This is a genomic window from Pseudomonas sp. KH_046_2 (assembly GCF_057838985.1).
This window is the reverse complement of record NZ_CM174480.1, coordinates 6,204,780-6,222,758: the sequence shown is the minus strand read 5'-3', so window position 1 is coordinate 6,222,758 and position 17,979 is coordinate 6,204,780. Positions and strand designations below refer to the sequence as shown.

Genomic DNA, 17,979 nt, shown 5'->3' with positions numbered 1-17,979 from the left:
CTGCTCGCGATGGCGATAGATCTGTCAGCCAAGTCCTCCGGGTCTTACATCTGCGTCGCCATCCCCTCCACATTCATCGCCGCCTGGCGCAACGCCTCGGAGCGGGTCGGGTGTGGGTGGCAGGTCAGGGCAATATCTTCGGCCGAGGCGCTGAATTCCATGGCCACGCAATATTCGCCAATCATTTCACTGACGCTCGGGCCGACCAGATGCACGCCGAGGACTTCGTCCGTGCGCTCATCAGCCAGTACTTTGGCGAAGCCTTCGGTTTCGTGGTTGATCTTCGCCCGACTGTTGGCGGTGAAGGGAAACTTGCCGACCTTGTACGCCCGGCCTTCGGCCTTGAGCTGCTCTTCGGTCTTGCCGACGCTGGCCAGTTCCGGTCTGGTGTAGACCACACTGGGGATCAGGTTGTAATTGACCTCGCCGGCCTTACCGACGATCTGCTCGACGCAGGCCATGGCTTCGTCCTCGGCCTTGTGGGCGAGCATGGGGCCCGAGGTCACGTCTCCAATCACCCAGACCCCGGCGGCTTCGGTGCGATGCCCCTTGTTGGCGAGCATGCCGCGCTTGTCCGTGCCGAGGCCGACGTTCTCCAGGCCCAGGCCCTGTGTATAAGGTCGGCGCCCGATGGCCACCAGCACGTAATCGGCTTCCAGCAGCTCGGCAGCACCGCCAGCGGCAGGCTCGATGCTGAGCTGAACGCCATTGGCGGAACTGGTTGCGCTGGTCACTTTTGAACTCAATTTGAAACTCAAGCCTTGCTTGCTCAGGGAGCGCTGCAGGGTTTTGCCGGCTTCGATGTCCACGCCGGGGCAGATCCGGTCGAGAAACTCGACCACTGTCACCTGTGCCCCAAGGCGTCGCCAGACCGAACCCAGTTCCAGGCCGATCACGCCTGCGCCGATCACCACCAGATGCTTGGGCACCTCGGTCAGTGCCAGGGCGCCGGTCGAATCGAGGATGCGTTTGTTATCGATGTCTACGCCGGGCAGGGGCGTGGGCTCGGAACCGGTGGCGATGATGATGTCATTGGCGTTCAACTCTGTCTTGCCACCGGCGCTATCGGTCACCGTGACTTTGCCCGGCCCGTCGATATGGCCCCAGCCTTTGATCCAGTCGACCTTGTTCTTGCGGAAAAGAAACTCGATGCCCTTGGTCAGCCCGGTAACGCTTTCATCCTTTTGCTTCATCATCTGGGCGAGGTTGAGGCTGGGTTTGACGTCGATCCCCAGGTTGGCGAATTCCGCACCCATGGCCGCGTCGTACAGTTCGGAGGCATGCAGCAACGCCTTGGATGGCATGCAGCCGACGTTCAGGCAGGTACCGCCGAGTGTGGCGCGTCCTTCCACACAGGCGGCCTTCAGACCCAGTTGTCCGGCGCGGATCGCCGCGTTGTAACCGCCGGGGCCACCGCCGAGTATCACGACGTCATAAGTGCTCATGGATGTACTCCTGGATCGAAAGGGGAAAGGATGGGTAAAAGTAGTTCCTTGATAAAATTACGATCGTAATATGTGCGTCCTGTCGTATTTCGGTCAAGGCTTCAGCTAAGCGACAGGTTGGGAATCTTTAGATAGCGCGCTTGAAAACAGAAATTTCACCATTTTCGTTATATCGTAACGAATTGTCCTGTAAGCGAAGACACTCTGGGGTGGTATGCAAGTCGATCTCGATGTTGATGAAGCGCCGTTAGCCGGGTTGCCGCGCTTTCAGCGGGCGTTCATTCAAGGGCGGCGTTTGCGCCAGTTCGCCATCGGTGCGGGCGTACTCGCGACGGTGAGTGTGCTGCTGGCGCTGTTTGCCGGGCTGTTTTCGTCGCAAACACTGTGGCCGGCGTTGCTGTTGAACCTGAGCGCGGCGTCTGTGGTGTTGATGGCCGGTTTGCAATCGGCCTGGTGGGTAGCTCAGTGGCGTGCCCGCGCCATGAATCCCGAGGTGCCGGTGGTCGTTGTCGACGAGTCTGTCGCGCCTTCGGGGTGGTATGAGCGTTTGCTGGACCGGATCAGCCAGCAATCGCAGCACCTGCTCGGGCAAATCGGCGCGCCGACGCTGTGGCTTGCCGGCTGGGCATTGTTGGCGGTATTGGGCGTGGAACAGGCCTGGAACCTCACGTTGCCCCCGGCAGCGCTGGGCCTGTCGGCCACCGTCGGGGCTGCGTGCTTTTTGCTGTTGGCGTTCGGCCTGTTGGTGATGGAGCGCCATCTGGCGCAGGAAAACACCGCGCAATGGCCTGAAGCCGCTGCGTTGGCGCAATTGACCCGTGTGGCGATTATCAGCCTGGTGCTCGGTGCTTTTTGTCTGTTGTTTGCCGATGAAACTTCGGTATGGCCTGTACGCCTGGCGGTGTTGATCGGACTACTGCCGGGGCTGGTGGCGGCAGAACTGTTGCTGCGCGCGGTGTTGTCATTGTTCAGCCCGCGCCGCGAACGCCTTGAACCGGAGTTGTTGGCGCGCAGTTTTGTCGCCGACATGCTGCGCTGGCCACCACAGCCATTGCTGGCGTTGCAGCACGAATTGCATAACCGCTTCGGCATCGATCTGCGGCAGATCTGGGCCTTCACTTACATGCGTCGGGCGTTCCTGCCGGTGCTGGCGGTGGTGTCGCTCGTTGGCTGGTCGCTGACCGGCATTCACGAAATTTCCCTGCAAGGGCGTGGCATCTACGAACGATTCGGCAAGCCAGTGGAGGTGTTTGGCCCAGGTTTGCATATGGGCTTGCCATGGCCATTGGGCCGGGTGTTGAACGTCGAGAATGGCGTGGTTCACGAATTGGCCACCAGTGTTGGCGAAACTTCGGCCCCCGCTCAGGCTGACCCCGCCGAAGGCCCGGCCCCGGCGGTTGCCAACCGCTTGTGGGACGCCAGCCACGTGAACGACAAATCCCAGGTGATCGCCAGCAGCCGAGCCGACAAGCAGAGCTTTCAGATCGTCAACATGGACGTGCGCTTTGTCTATCGCATTGGCCTGAGCGATGAGGCGGCGTTGGCCGCGACCTATAACAGTGCCGATGTGCCGATGTTGATTCGCAGCACCGCCAGCCGAATCCTGGTTCACGACTTCGCCTCGCGTACCCTCGACGGTTTGCTGGGCGAGGACAGGGTAGGGTTGGCCGAAGAAATCGGCCGCGCCGTCCAGGCGGACTTGCGAAAGCTCGACAGCGGCGTGGAAATTCTCGCCACGGTGGTCGAGGCGATTCACCCTCCGGCCGGTGCAGCCAACGCCTATCACGGCGTGCAAGCGGCGCAGATTGGCGCGCAAGCGTTGATCGCCCGGGAACGTGGCGCTGCTGCCGAGGCCACCAATCAGGCGCAGTTGCAGGCCAGCATCGCCCGCGATCAGGCGACGGCCAGCGCCCGTGAAATCAATGCCGGCGCCCAGGCTGCGGACCTGAAATTCAACGCCGAGCAAAAAGCCTATGCCAGCGCTGGTCAGGCCTTCGTGCTGGAGCAGTATTTCAGCCAGTTGTCCCAGGGTTTGGCCAACGCCAAATTGCTGGTGCTCGATCATCGTTTGGGCGGCAGCAGCAATGCGCCGACCATCGACCTCCGTACTTTCGCGCTGCCGGTTGACCCTGCGCCGTCGCGTAAAACCGCTCAGCCAGGAGCTGCCAATTGAGCCAGTCCCATACGCACGATCACGATGACCACGCCGGCCACGATCACGGCCATGGCGGGCATCATCACCACGGCCATCACCATCATCACGGCGATCATCAGGAGGCCGGTCCATTCCCGTGGCGTCGGATGGGTTGGGCGGCATTGCTGGTGGCGTTTGCGGTCGCCGCCGCGAGCCTGGTACAGGTGCGTTCAGGTGAGGCCACGGTGATCACGCGCTTTGGCAATCCATCGCGAGTCTTGCTGGAGCCGGGACTGGGTTGGCGCTGGCCGGCACCGTTCGAGGCGGCGATCCCGGTGGATCTGCGGCTGCGCACCACGTCCAGCGGTTTGCAGGATGTCGGCACCCGGGACGGTTTGCGCATCATCGTTCAGGCCTACGTGGCGTGGCAGGTGCAGGGCGATCCGGACAATGTGCAACGTTTCATGCGCGCGGTGCAGAACCAGCCCGATGAAGCCGCGCGGCAGATTCGCACCTTTGTCGGCTCCGCACTGGAAACCACCGCCAGCAGTTTTGATCTGGCAAACCTGGTCAATACCGATGCCAGTCAGGTGCGCATCGCCGATTTCGAAGCACAACTGCGCAAGCAAATCGATCAGCAGCTGCTCACCACTTATGGTGTACGCGTGTTGCAGGTCGGTATCGAACGATTGACGCTGCCTTCGGTGACGCTCACCGCGACGGTCGACCGGATGCGCGCCGAGCGTGAAACCATCGCTACTGAGCACACGGCCATCGGCAAGCGTGAAGCCGCGCAAATTCGTTCCGCCGCCGAGCGTGATGCGCGAATTGTGCAGGCCGATGCCACAGTGAAAGCGGCAGATATCGAAGCGCAATCGCGCGTCGAAGCGGCGCAGATTTACGGTCGCGCCTACGCGGGTTCGCCGCAGCTCTACAACCTGCTGCGCTCGCTCGATACCTTGGGCACGGTGGTAACGCCGGGGACCAAGCTGATTCTGCGCACCGACGCGGCACCTTTCCGGGTGTTGGTTGACGGTCCGCCGAGCCTCGACAACAAGTCCGGATCGCAGCCATGAGTTTGGTTCCACGTGGAACAAATGAGTTGAGCAGCCCCTGGATTCAGGCCGGGCGCTTGGCGTTTCTGGCCTTGTACGCGGTGACAGTATTGGCGGCATTGGCTTGGGCGTTTTCCAATGTGCGGCAGATCGATCCGCAGAATCGCGCAGTGGTTTTGCATTTCGGCGCGCTGGATCGCATTCAGAACGCCGGGTTGTTATTGGCCTGGCCGCAACCGTTCGAGCAGGTGATTTTATTGCCGGCGGCGGAGCGGGTGATCGAGCGTCGAGTGGAAGGTCTGTTGCGCAGTGGTGCCGCGATCCAGGCAGATCGGGTGGCCAGTTTTGCCACGCCCATCAGCGATGCCCTCGCAGGCTCCGGCTATTTGTTAACGGGTGATGCCGGTGTGGTGCAACTCGATGTACGGGTTTTCTACAAAGTCACCGAACCTTACGCGTTCGTGCTTCAAGGCGAGCACGTGTTGCCGGCACTGGATCGTCTGGTGACCCGCAGCGCACTGGCGCTCACGGCCGCACGGGATCTGGACACCATCCTGGTCGCTCGCCCGGAATTGATCGGGGCTGACAGTCAGGCGGCGGAACGACGCGAGCGCTTGCGGGGTGATCTGGTGCAGGGCATCAATCAACGGCTGGCTGACCTCACCGCGACAGGGCAGGGACTGGGGATCGAAGTGGCGCGGGTCGATGTGCAATCGAGTCTGCCAGGCCCTGCGATCAATGCCTTCAACGCGGTACTCACAGCGAGCCAGCAGGCCGACAAAGCCGTAGCCAATGCGCGTACCGAAGCCGAGAAGCTGACGCAAACCGCCAACGAACAAGCCGACCGCACATTACAGGTTGCCCATGCCCAGGCCAGTGAACGACTGGCCAAAGCATCCACCGACACGGCCACGGTGTTGAGCCTGGCCAAGGCGCAACAACAGGGCACTGACCCACAAATGCTGCTGCGCATCTCTCGCGAGCGGATACCGAAAATTCTCGGCCAGGCTGGTTCGGTAACGACGGTCGATCCCAAAGACGATTCCCGTCTGATCATTCAGGGAGCTGCACAATGACCGCTCAAACCGCAGCCGTACCGAGCCTGTTGTCTTCGTCCGAACAGCGCCGCGCCGCGCGCCAGTTGACCCTGGCCATGCTCGCATTGGGCTTGCTGGCCTTGGGCTTGATCTGGCGTTGGCTGGCGCCGGAGCAGACTGGCGTCAGTCAGCTGCTGCTGGGTTTTGCCTCGCTGCTGGTCGCCGTGCCGGTCATGCGCTCGGCCTGGTACAGCCTGCGTTATCCAAGCCTGCACGGCATCACCGATCAATTGATCGCCCTGGCCATGCTGGGTGCCTGGGCCACCGGGGATCTGCTGACGGCGGCCCTGTTGCCGATCATCATGATCTTCGGCCACGTACTGGAAGAGCGCAGCGTGATCGGTTCCCAGGAGGCGATTCACGCCCTCGGCAAACTGACCCGCAGCCACGCGCGCAAGATTCAGGCGGATGGCTCCATCATCGAAGTCGACAACGGCACACTCAAAGCTGGCGATCTGGTCGAGGTGCGAGCCGGTGACCGAGTGCCGGCAGATGGCCGGGTGTTGTCCGGTCAGGCCAGTCTGGACACCGCCTCCATTACCGGCGAATCGGTACCGATGGAGGCAGGCGTCGGCATGTCGGTGTTCGGCGGGGCGATCAACCTCGACGGTCTGCTGCGAATCGAAGTGACCCGCACCGGCCAGGAATCGACCCTCGGCAAAGTCATCGCCCTGATGCAAAACGCCGAGCGCTCCAAGCCGCCAATCACGCGTCTGCTGGAGCGTTACGCGGGCAGCTATATGGTGCTGGTGTTGCTGCTGGCGGCGGTGACCTGGTTCATCACCAACAACGCTCAAGCGATGCTCGCGGTGTTGGTGGCGGCCTGTCCTTGTGCGCTGGTGTTGTCGGCACCGGCCACGGCGATTGCCGGAGTGGCAGTGGCGGCGCGTCACGGCATTTTGATCCGCAGTTCCGCGTTCCTGGAAGAGTTGGCGGACCTGACCTCGCTGGTGGTCGACAAGACCGGGACGCTGACCTTCGGCACCTTGCGCCTGCAGTCCATCGACAGTCCGCTGGAGGATCGCAGTCATGTCCTGAAGCTCGCCGCCAGCCTTGGCTCGGCCAGCAGTCACCCGGTCAGTCGTGCGCTGGCGGGGTTGGTGACCCAGGAGCATTTCCTGCTACTTTCTGACATTCATGAGCGCCAGGGCCTGGGCGTGGTGGCGATGACCGAGCAGGGCGAAGCGGCGCTCGGCCGGCCGGAGTTGTTCGCGCAACTGGGCATCAGCACAACGGCGGTTCCCGATCATGACGGTCCGATTGCAGGGCTGGCGCTCAATGGCGAATTCCTTGCCTGGCTGTTGCTGGCCGACAGCGTCAAACCCGAGGCGCAGTTTGCCTTGGGTGAGTTGCGCGAATTGGGCTTGGGCCGCCAGTTGTTACTCACCGGTGACCGGAACAGCGTCGCGCAAACACTCGCGCGGGATGTCGGGATCAGTGACGTCGAAGCGCAAGCCCTGCCCGAAGACAAGCTGAACCGTGTGCTCAAGGAAATCGACAGCGGCTTCCGGCCGATGGTGGTCGGCGATGGCATCAACGACTCCCTGGCCCTCAAGGCAGGTGTGGTGGGTGTAGCCATGGGCGCCGGTGGTGCGGACATCGCCCTGGCATCGGCGGACATCGTGCTGATCGGCAGTGACCTGCGCCGCCTCGGCACCTGCGTGCGCCTGAGTCGTCAGTGCCGCCAGACGTTGCAGGTGAATGTGATCATCGGACTGGGCTGGACCTTGGCGATCGTGGCCTTCGCCGCGTTCGGCTGGCTCGGCGCTGCCGGGGCGATGATTGCGGCGTTGTTGCATAACCTCAGCACCTTGTTGGTGTTGGGCAATGCCGGTCGTTTGTTGCGGTTCCAGGAGCCGTTGCTCAAGCTCAAGGACGAATCCTGAAGAAGAATGCTCTAAACCGGGCAATCACGGGGTTTCAACTTTTTAGAACTGTGCGCCCGGTTTGTAGTCATTGGAGATGAGGGCACATCATTTTTGTGCGTTCGCGGCGGCAGGTGTAGGCGGCGCGAATCATTGAAATCGGCTATTAATTCGATAGCCAGCTATTTTTCAAAGATGGTCTACCCTCTGTTTAGACGTCTGAAACAAGGGAGATTCTCCATGCTCGCGCATCTTCCACCGGCCTTACAGAATCTGCAATTACCGCTTCGCCTGAGACTCTGGGATGGCCATGAACTCAATCTGGGACCGGCGCCCAGCGTCACGATTGTGGTCAAGGACCCACAAATGGTCACCCAGTTTACCCATCCAAGCCTGGACGCCCTCGGTGCTGCTTTTGTCGAAGGCAAACTGGAACTCGAAGGCTCCATCAGCGAAGTGATCCGCGTCTGCGATGAATGGAGCCAGGCGTTGCTGGATGAAAACGACGACAATCAGCCGGTTCGTAGCGCCCACGACAAAGAGATGGACGCCAAGGCGATTTCCTACCACTACGACCTTTCCAACGCGTTCTATCAGCTGTGGCTCGACAGCGACATGGCGTACTCCTGCGCTTACTTCGAGACCGGCAGTGAAAGCCTCGAGCAGGCCCAGCAAGCCAAGTTCCGTCATTTGTGCCGCAAGCTGCGCCTGCAGCCCGGCGAATATCTGCTGGATGTGGGTTGCGGGTGGGGCGGATTGGCGCGTTTTGCGGCGCGGGAATTTGGCGCGAAAGTGTTCGGTATCACCCTCAGCAAGGAGCAGTTGGCCCTGGCCCGGGAACGCGTAAAAGCGGAAGGCCTGGAGGACCTGGTCGAACTGCAACTGCTCGACTATCGCGATCTGCCGCAGGATGGCCGTTTCGACAAAGTGGTCAGCGTCGGCATGTTCGAACACGTCGGCCACGCCAATCTTGCCGAGTACTGCACGACCCTGTTCGGCGCGGTGAAAGAGGGCGGCCTGGTGATGAACCACGGGATCACCGCCAAATACACCGATGGCCGTCCGGTGGGACGAGGTGCCGGAGATTTCATCGGGAAATATGTGTTCCCCAATGGCGAGCTGCCGCACCTGTCGATGATCTCTGCCGAGATCAGTGAGGCGGGGCTGGAAATCGTCGACGTCGAGAGTTTGCGCCTGCACTACGCACGTACGCTCGATCACTGGAGCGAACGCCTGGAAGACAACCTCGAAGCGGCCTCCAGACTCGTACCGGAGCAAGTCCTGCGCATTTGGCGGCTGTACCTGGCCGGTTGCGCTTACGCGTTTGCCCGGGGCTGGATCAACCTGCACCAGATTCTCGCGGTGAAGGCCCACGCCGATGGCAGTCATGAACTGCCTTGGACCCGTGACGATATCTACCTCTAGAGAATCGGCGAAATAAGCCGGGCGACCCGCATGCCGACCTGCTGCAGGCGGTGGGTCTCCCGGCTTTCTTCTTTGGCGATTTCGTGGGCGTTGGCGAAGTCATCGTTGAGCATCTGTTCCACCTCGGCGGCAAAGGCACTGTCGACGGTCAGCAACATCACTTCGAAATTCAGCCGGAACGAACGGTTGTCCAGGTTGGCGCTGCCGATGGCGCTGATTTCGCTGTCGATCAACACCACTTTCTGGTGCAGGAATCCGGGCTCGTAACGGAACACCCGCACACCGGCGCGCACGGCTTCGAAAGCGTAGAGGCTGGAGGCGGCGTAGACGATTCGATGGTCGGGTCGAGACGGCAACAGCAGTCGCACATCCACGCCCCGCAGGACCGCCAGGCGCAACGCTGCGAACACGGCTTCATCGGGGATGAAGTACGGGCTGGTGATCCAGACCCGTTCCGTCGCCGCATGGATTGCTTCGACAAAGAACAGAGAGCAGGTTTCACAGGCATCTGCCGGACCGCTGGCGAGCAACTGACACAGCACGCCGTCTTCCGGATAAACCTCGGGCAGGATCAGTGGCGGCAGGGCATGAGCCACCCAGAACCAGTCTTCAGCGAAAGACTCCTGCATGCACGCCACCACTGGCCCGCGCACTTGCACGTGGGTATCGCGCCAGGGGGCCAGGGGCGGTTTCTCGCCCATGTATTCATCACCGACGTTGTGCCCGCCAACGAAGCCGAGAATGCCGTCCACGACCACTATCTTGCGGTGGTTGCGAAAGTTCACCTGAAAGCGATTGAACCAGCCATTACGGGGGCCAAAACCCTTGACCTCGACCCCGCCATCACGCAAGGCCTGCACGTAGCCGTTAGGCAGGGAGTGGCTGCCGATTCGGTCATACAAAAGGTAGATCGCCACGCCTTCGGCGGCTTTCTTCAACAGCAAAGTCTGCAGGCGTTGGCCGAGGCGGTCGTCGTGGACGATGAAAAACTGGATCAGCACGGCTTCTTTCGCCTGGCTGATGGCATCGAATATGGCGTCGAATGTCGACTGTCCGTTGATCAACAGCCGCGTCTGGTTATTGGCCAGGCAGGGCATGTTTCCGAGCTTGGGCATCGCTCTGAGTGAGGCGTATGCAGAAGAAGCGCGGGCGGTGAGCGCTTCTTCTACCCAGGGGCGCCAGTTGAGTTCGGAAACGGCTTTGCGCATCTCCTCGTTGGCCTGCCGCCGGGCCTTGATGTAGCCATCAAAGGTACTGCGGCCGAACATCAGGTACGGGATCAGCGTGAGGTAAGGGATGAAAAACAGCGACAGGGCCCAGGCAATCGAGCCTTGGGCGGTACGGACGGTCAACACGGCGTGTATGGCCGCGATCATGCCCAGCGAGTGCAACAGGGCGATGGTATAACCGAAAATATGCGGTCCGAAATAATCCATGGGGGCTGCCTTGCTCCTGAAGATTCAGTGCTTAACAGACCATGTTCCGTGCAGAATGTCGCTAATTAATTGGCCCATGAACCGAAGCTTGCGGCTGACGTCTAACGGCCACTACTGATCAGGAGTTACTCGATGAACGTTCGTCTGCTGGGTTTGGCCATGGCACTGGGTTTGGCACTTCCTGTGGCGGCTCACGCGCAAATGCTGCAACCAGGATTGTGGGAGCTGACCACGAGCAACATGAAGGTCGACGAGCAGAATATGCCGGACCTGCAATTGATCCTCGGTCAGCTCCAGAGCCAGATGACCCCTGAGCAGCGCGCGCTAATGGAAAAGCAGGGCATCACCATGGGTGGCAAAGGAATTCGGGCGTGCCTGACCCCGGAGCAGGTCAAGACCGATAACATTCCGCTGACCGATCCACAGTCGGGCTGCAAGCAGGAAATCACCGACCGCTCTGGCAATCAGTGGAAATTCCGTTTCAGTTGCCCGAGAGCCCAGGGGGCGGGCGTGGCGACATTCCTCAGTGATCGCGAATTCACCACTAAGGTCAACGGGACGTTCAACGCCACCGGCATACAGCAGAAGGGCAGCCTCGAGTCGCGCGCCGTCTGGTTGGGGCAGGATTGCGGCACGGTGAAGCCAAGAGCTTAAAAGCTTCGTCGGATCGCCGCCCGGAGCAAGCCCGCTCCCACACTGGATCTGTGGTATTCACAAAACCAATGTGGGAGCGGGCTTGCTCGCGAAGGCGTCCTTCCAGCCTCCCTAGATCCCCGGTCGACTCAACCACTCACACGCCGCCTCGACAGCCATCCGGCCAAAATCCTCCCCCGTGCGACTGCGCACACTGACGAACCCCCCAGCCTGTTCTTTTTCGCCAACCACGACCAGGTACGGCACGGTCTGGCTGTGCTGGCGAATCTTGTAGCGGACTTTTTCGTTTCGCAGGTCGGCCTTGGCCCTCACGCCTTTTTGGCGCAAGGATTCGGTCACCGCTTGTGCATAAGTTGCCTGGCGCTCATCCATGCTCACGACGACCACATGGGGTGGAATGCGCCAGTGTTGCAGTTCCTGATGGCTGGACCAGCAGGTGCCGTAGATCCGTTGCTGTAACGTGCCGCTGATGTGATCGAGGGCAAACGCCTGCAAGACTTTGGTGGTGGGGACGTGCGGTCCGTGGCTCTGGTACTCGGTGTCCCCCAGACGGTACAGCGACACAGCTTCGCGCGCCGGTCGACGACGGATCGAGTGATTGGTCGCTGCCAGTGACTGCATGCGCGCTTCGATGAGGGGCAGGTCTGCCGGGGTCAGCGGTTGCTCGACTGCAAACTCGTAAAAGAAACCGTCGCCCAATTCCTTTCCCGCACGCAATTGCGCGTGGGGGTGGAGTTGCTTGACCGCCATGGCCAGCATCAATGCACAGGAGCGGCGCAGGATCTCCAGGCCGTCGGGCTCCCGGGGGGTGACAATGCTGACCCGGGCGTGCGCCTCGATCATGTGTTCGCAGTCCACCAGTACACCATTGACCCTTCCTGCTACGGCCGCGCTGGCCAGTTCGGAGCCGATACTGGCGGCCACCTCGTGGACGGACAGCGGCTGGTCGTACTCACGCAATGAACCATCGGGCAGGGTGATCTGGATCATGGTCGGCGTACTCACGTGCTTCTAGCGAGCGTTATCGCATAAACCGTAGGGGCAAACATTAAGACGTTTGTCGTGCCAGGCAATTTGTCCTGACACGATGGCTGTTTTTGGCCACCCGCGTCAGAACTCGTTTTGCAGGGCTTTGTAGCCGCGCACCAAGTCGACGTTGGTGCGCGCCACGTCTTCGGAAAACTCCGAGGCACTGACGCTCACCGGCGGGTATTGCGAGAGGTCGGTGTTGGGGCCGATCCGCGTGGTAGAGGGCACATAGAAGGCGTCAGGCAGGTCACGACCGTCGACCACCGAGTTGTGCCGCACCACGCAACCGTCACCGACCACGCAGTTGAACAGCACGCTGTTGAAGCCGATGAACACTCGATTGCCCACGGTGCAGGGGCCATGCACGATCGAGCGGTGGGCGATGGAGCTGAACTCGCCAATGGTCACCGCCGCACCGGATTTGGAGTGGATCACCACGCCGTCCTGGATGTTCGAGTTGGCGCCGATGGTGATCGGCTGCATGTCGCCTGAGTCATCGACTTCGTCAGCACGGATCACGGCATAGGGCCCGACGAACACGTTCTCGCCGATCACCACTTTGCCGCAGATGATCGCCGTCTTGTCGACGTAGGCCGACTCGGCAATCAGCGGTAAATCTCCGGAAGGGTTCTTGCGGATCATGGCTTGCTCAACGCGTTGTACAGGGTGTTGAGGTTGTACTCGAACAACCCGGTGAAGGTGCTGGCCGGACCGCTCGCCGCCAGGGCATCGGAGTACAGCGTGCCGCCGATTTGCGCGCCGCTTTCATCGGCGATCTGCTTGAGCAGGCGGGCGTCCTTGATGTTTTCCATGAACACCGCCTTGACCTTGGCCTGACGAATCTGGGTGATCAGTGCGGCCACTTCGGCGGCTGAAGGTTCGCGCTCGGTGGACAGGCCTTGAGGCGCCATGAACTCGATGCCGTAGGCCTGGCCGAGATAGCCGAAGGCATCATGGGACGTCACGATTTTGCGGTTACCCGGTGGCAGTGAGCCGAGCTTGGCCTTGGCTTCGGCGAGCAGGGCGTAGACCTGTTTCAGATACGCCTGGCTGTTGCACTCATAGTCGGCGGTGTTCGCCGGGTCGGCGGCAATCAGCGCCTTGGTGATGTTGGCGATGTACAGTTCGGTGTTCGCCAGGTTATGCCAGGCATGCGGGTCGGGAACGGTTTCGCCGTCTTCATCCAGGCTACGCGGTATGACGCCGCGGCTCGCGCTGATGACCGGCGCCTTGGTCTCGGTACTCGTTACCAGGCGATCCAGCCAGGGCTCGAAACCCAGGCCGTTCTTGATGATGAGCCTGGCCTTGAGCAGCGCTTTGGCGTCGTCCGGTGTCGGCTCGTAGGTATGGGCATCCGCGTCCGGGCCGACCATGTTGGTGATCTGGATATGCTCCTTGCCGACCTGCCGGGTCATATCAGCCAGGATGCTGAAGCTGGTGACCACCTGAAGTTTTTCGGCGGCAGACAGCGACATCGACACCATCAAACTGAACAGCACGAGTAAAGCGCGCATCGGGTAACACCTCATTGGGATGTGAGCAAAGGCGGGCGGCGCAGCAAGCCGTGCACCGGCCCGAACACCACGGACAACAGGTACCCACCGCCGGCCACCAGCACGATTGCCGGGCCACTGGGCAGCGAGTAATAGAACGAGATCAATAAGCCGAGCCACACCGAGAAGCAGCCGAGCAAGGCGGCGACGACGATCAGCACCGGCAGGCGGCGACTCCAGAAACGCGCCGCGGCGGCAGGCAGCATCATCAGGCCGACCACCATCAACGCGCCGATCGCCTGGAAACCAATGACCAGATTCAACACCACCAGCGTCAGGAACACGCCGTGGGCCAAGGGGCCGAGTCGGCTGACGGTTTGCAGAAAAAACGGGTCGAGGGTGTCGAGCAGCAGTGGTTTGTAGATCAATGCCATGGCAATCAGGCTCAGGCCCGAGACCCAAAGCATGCCGGTCAAGGTCGGGCCATCGACCGCCAGCGCCGAGCCAAACAACAGGTGCAACAGGTCCAGGCGTTTGCCGGCGATGCCGAGAATCAGCACGCCACCGGCCAGGGAGATCGGGTAGATCGCCGCGAGGCTGGCGTCCTCTCGCAGGCCGGTGCGCCGCGTAATCCAGGCCGCGAGGCCGGCCATGCTCAGGCCGGCGCCGAGGCCGCCGATGGTCAAGGCCGGGAGGCTCAACCCGGCAAACCAGAAACCCAGGGCCGCACCGGGAAGGATGCCGTGGGCGACGGCATCGCCGATCAGGCTCATGCGCCTGAGGATCAGAAACACCCCAAGAGGCGCCGTACTGCACGCCAGGAGCAAACCACCGAGTAGCGCCCGACGCATGAAGACGAACTCGTGGAACGGTTGCCAGAGATGCGCGGCAGCGATCATCAGGCCACCTGCACTTGGGATGTTTGGCGGATCAGTTCGGCGCTCGGGCCGAATACACAACCACTGTGTTTGATCAGCAATGTGTGCGGGATGTGCTCGCGGACAGCGGCGAGGTCATGGCACACGACCACCAGTGTGCGGCCTTCGAGGTGCCAATCGTGTATGTGCTTCCAGAGCAATGCCTGGCCGAGTTCATCGAGGGCCGCGTGGGGTTCGTCGAGCAACATCAAGGGGGCGTCGGTCAGGCTCAATCGGGCGAGCAGGGCCCGTTGCAATTCGCCGCCGGAGAGGGCCATCAAAGGTCGATCTTCCAGGCCGTTCAGGCACCAGTTTTCGAAGACGGTTTTAAGTCGTTGGCTACGGATTTCCGGTGACTGTTTGTTGCCCCAGAAACCGGCGGCGACCAATGTCTGAAGGCTGATCGGAAATTGCCTGTCCAGGTGTTGTTGCTGGGGCAGGAACGACACACCGCCCTTGAGTGGAACACTCAGTCGAACCTTTCCGGCCAAGGGTTTTTGCAAGCCGGCGATGACCTTCAACAGGCTGCTTTTCCCGGAGCCGTTCGCACCGATGATGGCAGTCAGGCTGCCCTTCGATAGTTCGAAGTCCAGCGCTGGCGTGAGTGGCTGCCCCGGTGCGCCCCAGCGCAAAGCGTGGCAAGCAATCATGCGAGCTCCCAGTTGAAACGGCTTTCGGCTACGGCGTCGTGGGCGTGCAGGCTTTCGGCGTGGATGACACGAATGTGGAAGGCGTTGATGCCTGTGGAGCGCTTCAGGGCCAGATTCAAACGGCGTGCGGCGTCCTCGCAGAACATCAGGTTCTGACCATTGGCCAGGGCGAAGGCCTGTTCGTCGGCGCGTTTTACCGCTGTTTGAACGGCGGTGCCGAGTGCGGCTTCGGCGTCATTGATGACGGCGATCAGAGGCAACTCGTCCAAAAAATCAGCCAGCCGTACGCGCAACTTTGCACTGCTGCGTTGGCTGTGAGGTGTAGCGACTATGCCGTTCGTGGAGCCGAGCCAGGCTAAAACGTCGGCGTGTTGCAGTGGCTTGTTGGCGAAATCATTGACGAACTGCTGCTGAATCAACTGTCGAGAAAGGGCCGCGGAACACGGGCAGGTTGAGGAATAAGGCACGTCTATTTTTAGTTCCACGTGGAACATTGCGTTTTTCAAACGCGCTTCGATGGTGACTGGATAGCTTTTCCAGCCAGCCAGTGGACTGATCAGCGCCGGCCTTTTCAGCAACAAATCGGCATGAATGGTTAGGTGTGCGCTGCTGGATAGCCCTTCATGACTCTCAAGAAAACGCTGCAAAACCCGCCGCAATAAAGCCGGTGAAAGGTTTTCCTGCTCCAGCAATTCAAGCGCCAGATAGAGCCGTGACATGTGAATGCCGCGCGCATTGCCATCGTCGAGGCTCACGCCGGCATCGGCCTTCGCATTCAGTCGTTGGCCATCAAACAAAACAGGAAGAGCAATGCCGCACATGCCCACCCACTCCAGTGGCAGGGCTTGGCGTGAGGCCTGCGCGGCGATATCCGGCAGAGTCAGCGCATTCATGAGCAGGTCCATCGTGGGAGTTGATTTGTAATGTTATAGTATAACAATACAATCGACGATGCCTTTTTCATGAACGGACTTTCATCATGCGCAACCACCACATGCTCAGCCTGATTTCACGCCATCAACAGAAAAACAAAGAGGCCTAACAGCCAGCGATCCGGTTGCAGGTGAACTTGGCGCTGCTGCCTCCGGAGCTGGAAAACCGGTTGATCGTGGTCCAGCCGACGCGCCTGTTGTAGCCGACCCAGGCCTCGCCATCGGAAGCGATACCGGTGAAAAACGTCAGCTGGCCGTAGCGGCTGTTGGTCTGTGCCCAATAGCGTTTTCCGGCCGTTTCGAAACCCCGCAGATAGAGGGTGCTGCCGGCAGTGTTGACGCTGTAGGCGTTGCCATCCGCATCCACGCAGGCCAGCAGGTTGGCGCTGCGGGTGCACTTGGCCAGGCTCGGGACCTGGGCCATCGCGTCGGCCGCCGCCAACAGGGAAAGCATGATCAATGCAGGTTTAAGGGCGTTGCGCATGAGCTTTCTCACAAGGGGAGCGGCGTTCAGCATCCTGTCCTTTGCCCAGCCGGGCAAGAGGGGATGGTTTATTTGTGGTGTTACAGTATAACATTATGCAAGCCCGACACAGCGACCGGGCATCCCTGTGAGGAGTATGCAGATGTCCAATCGACTTCCCGTGACCGTTCTCTCCGGCTTTCTAGGCGCCGGAAAGAGTACACTTCTTAATTACATACTACGTAATCGCGATGGTTTACGAGTTGCAGTCATCGTCAACGATATGAGCGAAATCAACGTCGATGGCACCGAAGTCCAGCGCGATGTCAGCCTAAACCGAGCCGAAGAACGGTTGGTGGAGATGAGTAACGGGTGTATTTGCTGTACGTTACGTGAAGACCTGCTGGAGGAGGTGAGTCAACTCGCCAGAGAGGGTCGCTTCGACTATCTGCTGATCGAGTCCACCGGAATTTCCGAACCGCTGCCGGTGGCGGAAACCTTCACCTTCCGCGATGAAAACGGCCAGAGCCTCAACGACATCGCACGTCTCGACACCATGGTCACGGTGGTCGATGGCATGAACTTCCTGCTCGATTACCAGGCTGCCGAAAGCCTGGCTTCCCGAGGAGAAACCCTTGGGGAGGAAGACGAACGTTCGATTACCGACCTGTTGATTGAGCAGGTCGAGTTCGCCGATGTGATTTTGCTCAGCAAGATCGACTTGATCAGCAGCCACCAGCGCGAGGAACTGATCGCCATACTTGAGCGGCTCAACGCTCGGGCGGAAATCATTCCGATGGCGATGGGCGAAATTCCCTTGAACAAGATTCTCAACACCGGTCGTTTTGACTTCGAAAAAGCTGCCCAGGCACCGGGATGGTTGCAGGAGCTGCGCGGCGAACACGTGCCGGAAACCGAAGAATACGGCATCGCGTCCAGTGCTTACCGGGCTCGCCGGCCGTTCCATCCACAGCGTTTCTTCAACTTCATCGACGGTCCTTGGGACAACGGCAAGCTGCTGCGCTCCAAGGGCTTTTTCTGGCTGGCGAGCAAGCACATGGACGCCGGCAGCTGGTCTCAGGCCGGTGGTTTGATGCGCTATGGTTTTGCCGGGCGCTGGTGGCGTTTCGTACCGAAAAACCAATGGCCGCAAGACGAAGAAAGTACCGCCGGGATCATGAAAAACTGGACCGCCGACAGCGGAGACTGTCGCCAGGAACTGGTGTTCATCGGCCAGAACATCGACTTCACGCAACTCACGGCTGAGCTGAACGCATGCCTGCTGACCGATGAGGAAATGGCGCTGGGGTTAGAGGGCTGGCGTTTGCTGCCTGATCCATTCGGCCCTTGGTACGAAGAGGCCGCCTGATCCACTACTGGCGCT

16 protein-coding genes are annotated in these 17,979 nt (G+C 60.7%); 7 read left to right on the top strand and 9 right to left on the bottom strand.

The genetic code is table 11. The features are described from left to right. Positions 1 to 44: 44 nt before the first annotated feature. Complete coding sequence (lpdA, locus tag AC3IX1_RS28450) at positions 45 to 1,445, bottom strand: dihydrolipoyl dehydrogenase (RefSeq protein WP_489386619.1); 1,401 nt, start codon at positions 1,443 to 1,445, stop codon at positions 45 to 47. Positions 1,446 to 1,659: 214 nt separating this feature from the next. Between lpdA and hflK (AC3IX1_RS28445) the strand changes: the two genes are divergently transcribed. From hflK (AC3IX1_RS28445) to cfaB, 5 genes are all read left to right on the top strand, one after another. Further along, entirely contained in the window at positions 1,660 to 3,618 is a 1,959-nt protein-coding gene (hflK, locus tag AC3IX1_RS28445; RefSeq protein WP_489386618.1) for a protease modulator HflK, read from the top strand. Further along, complete coding sequence (gene hflC / locus AC3IX1_RS28440) at positions 3,615 to 4,655, top strand: protease modulator HflC (protein ID WP_489386617.1); 1,041 nt, start codon at positions 3,615 to 3,617, stop codon at positions 4,653 to 4,655. Before hflK (AC3IX1_RS28445) ends, hflC begins: the two co-directional genes overlap by 4 nt. Further along, positions 4,652 to 5,710 (top strand): protease modulator HflK, encoded by a 1,059-nt coding sequence (gene hflK / locus AC3IX1_RS28435; RefSeq protein ID WP_489386616.1) that lies wholly within the window; start codon positions 4,652 to 4,654, stop codon positions 5,708 to 5,710. The genes hflC and hflK (AC3IX1_RS28435) overlap by 4 nt, the downstream gene beginning before the upstream one ends. After that, a complete protein-coding gene (locus AC3IX1_RS28430; RefSeq protein WP_489386615.1) occupies positions 5,707 to 7,617 on the top strand; it encodes a cation-translocating P-type ATPase in 1,911 nt (636 codons plus the stop codon). Before hflK (AC3IX1_RS28435) ends, AC3IX1_RS28430 begins: the two co-directional genes overlap by 4 nt. A gap of 219 nt (positions 7,618 to 7,836) precedes the next feature. Further along, positions 7,837 to 9,021, top strand: a complete 1,185-nt coding sequence (cfaB, locus tag AC3IX1_RS28425) for a C17 cyclopropane fatty acid synthase CfaB (RefSeq protein WP_489386614.1) — start codon at positions 7,837 to 7,839, stop codon at positions 9,019 to 9,021. Here cfaB and cls read toward each other — a convergent pair. After that, positions 9,018 to 10,457 carry a cardiolipin synthase gene (cls, locus tag AC3IX1_RS28420; protein WP_489386613.1) on the bottom strand — a complete coding sequence of 480 codons (1,440 nt, stop codon included), beginning with the start codon at positions 10,455 to 10,457 and terminating at the stop codon, positions 9,018 to 9,020. The genes cfaB and cls overlap by 4 nt on opposite strands. Positions 10,458 to 10,589: 132 nt before the next feature. Between cls and AC3IX1_RS28415 the strand changes: the two genes are divergently transcribed. Beyond that, positions 10,590 to 11,111 (top strand): DUF3617 domain-containing protein, encoded by a 522-nt coding sequence (locus tag AC3IX1_RS28415; RefSeq protein ID WP_489386612.1) that lies wholly within the window; start codon positions 10,590 to 10,592, stop codon positions 11,109 to 11,111. Positions 11,112 to 11,222: 111 nt separating this feature from the next. Here AC3IX1_RS28415 and AC3IX1_RS28410 read toward each other — a convergent pair whose 3' ends face one another. From AC3IX1_RS28410 to AC3IX1_RS28380, 7 genes are all read right to left on the bottom strand, one after another. After that, positions 11,223 to 12,101 carry a His/Gly/Thr/Pro-type tRNA ligase C-terminal domain-containing protein gene (locus AC3IX1_RS28410; RefSeq protein ID WP_489386611.1) on the bottom strand — a complete coding sequence of 293 codons (879 nt, stop codon included), beginning with the start codon at positions 12,099 to 12,101 and terminating at the stop codon, positions 11,223 to 11,225. Positions 12,102 to 12,221: 120 nt separating this feature from the next. Continuing rightward, a complete protein-coding gene (locus AC3IX1_RS28405) occupies positions 12,222 to 12,782 on the bottom strand; it encodes a gamma carbonic anhydrase family protein (RefSeq protein ID WP_423503001.1) in 561 nt (186 codons plus the stop codon). Then, complete coding sequence (locus AC3IX1_RS28400; protein WP_489386610.1) at positions 12,779 to 13,654, bottom strand: metal ABC transporter substrate-binding protein; 876 nt, start codon at positions 13,652 to 13,654, stop codon at positions 12,779 to 12,781. The genes AC3IX1_RS28405 and AC3IX1_RS28400 overlap by 4 nt, the downstream gene beginning before the upstream one ends. An 11-nt stretch (positions 13,655 to 13,665) precedes the next feature. Next, entirely contained in the window at positions 13,666 to 14,532 is an 867-nt protein-coding gene (locus AC3IX1_RS28395; protein WP_489386609.1) for a metal ABC transporter permease, read from the bottom strand. Continuing rightward, positions 14,532 to 15,200, bottom strand: a complete 669-nt coding sequence (locus AC3IX1_RS28390; RefSeq protein WP_489386608.1) for a metal ABC transporter ATP-binding protein — start codon at positions 15,198 to 15,200, stop codon at positions 14,532 to 14,534. The genes AC3IX1_RS28395 and AC3IX1_RS28390 overlap by 1 nt, the downstream gene beginning before the upstream one ends. After that, a complete protein-coding gene (gene folE2 / locus AC3IX1_RS28385) occupies positions 15,197 to 16,093 on the bottom strand; it encodes a GTP cyclohydrolase FolE2 (RefSeq protein WP_489386607.1) in 897 nt (298 codons plus the stop codon). Before folE2 ends, AC3IX1_RS28390 begins: the two co-directional genes overlap by 4 nt. A gap of 145 nt (positions 16,094 to 16,238) precedes the next feature. After that, on the bottom strand, positions 16,239 to 16,616 hold the full coding sequence (locus tag AC3IX1_RS28380) for a glutamine synthetase (protein WP_489386606.1): 378 nt from the start codon (positions 16,614 to 16,616) through the stop codon (positions 16,239 to 16,241). A 142-nt stretch (positions 16,617 to 16,758) separates the two neighbouring features. On the opposite strand from AC3IX1_RS28380, the gene zigA reads away from it, so the two are divergent. Beyond that, positions 16,759 to 17,964: a zinc metallochaperone GTPase ZigA gene (gene zigA, locus AC3IX1_RS28375; RefSeq protein ID WP_489386605.1), complete on the top strand. Its 1,206-nt coding sequence runs from the start codon at positions 16,759 to 16,761 to the stop codon at positions 17,962 to 17,964. Positions 17,965 to 17,979: the final 15 nt, after the last annotated feature.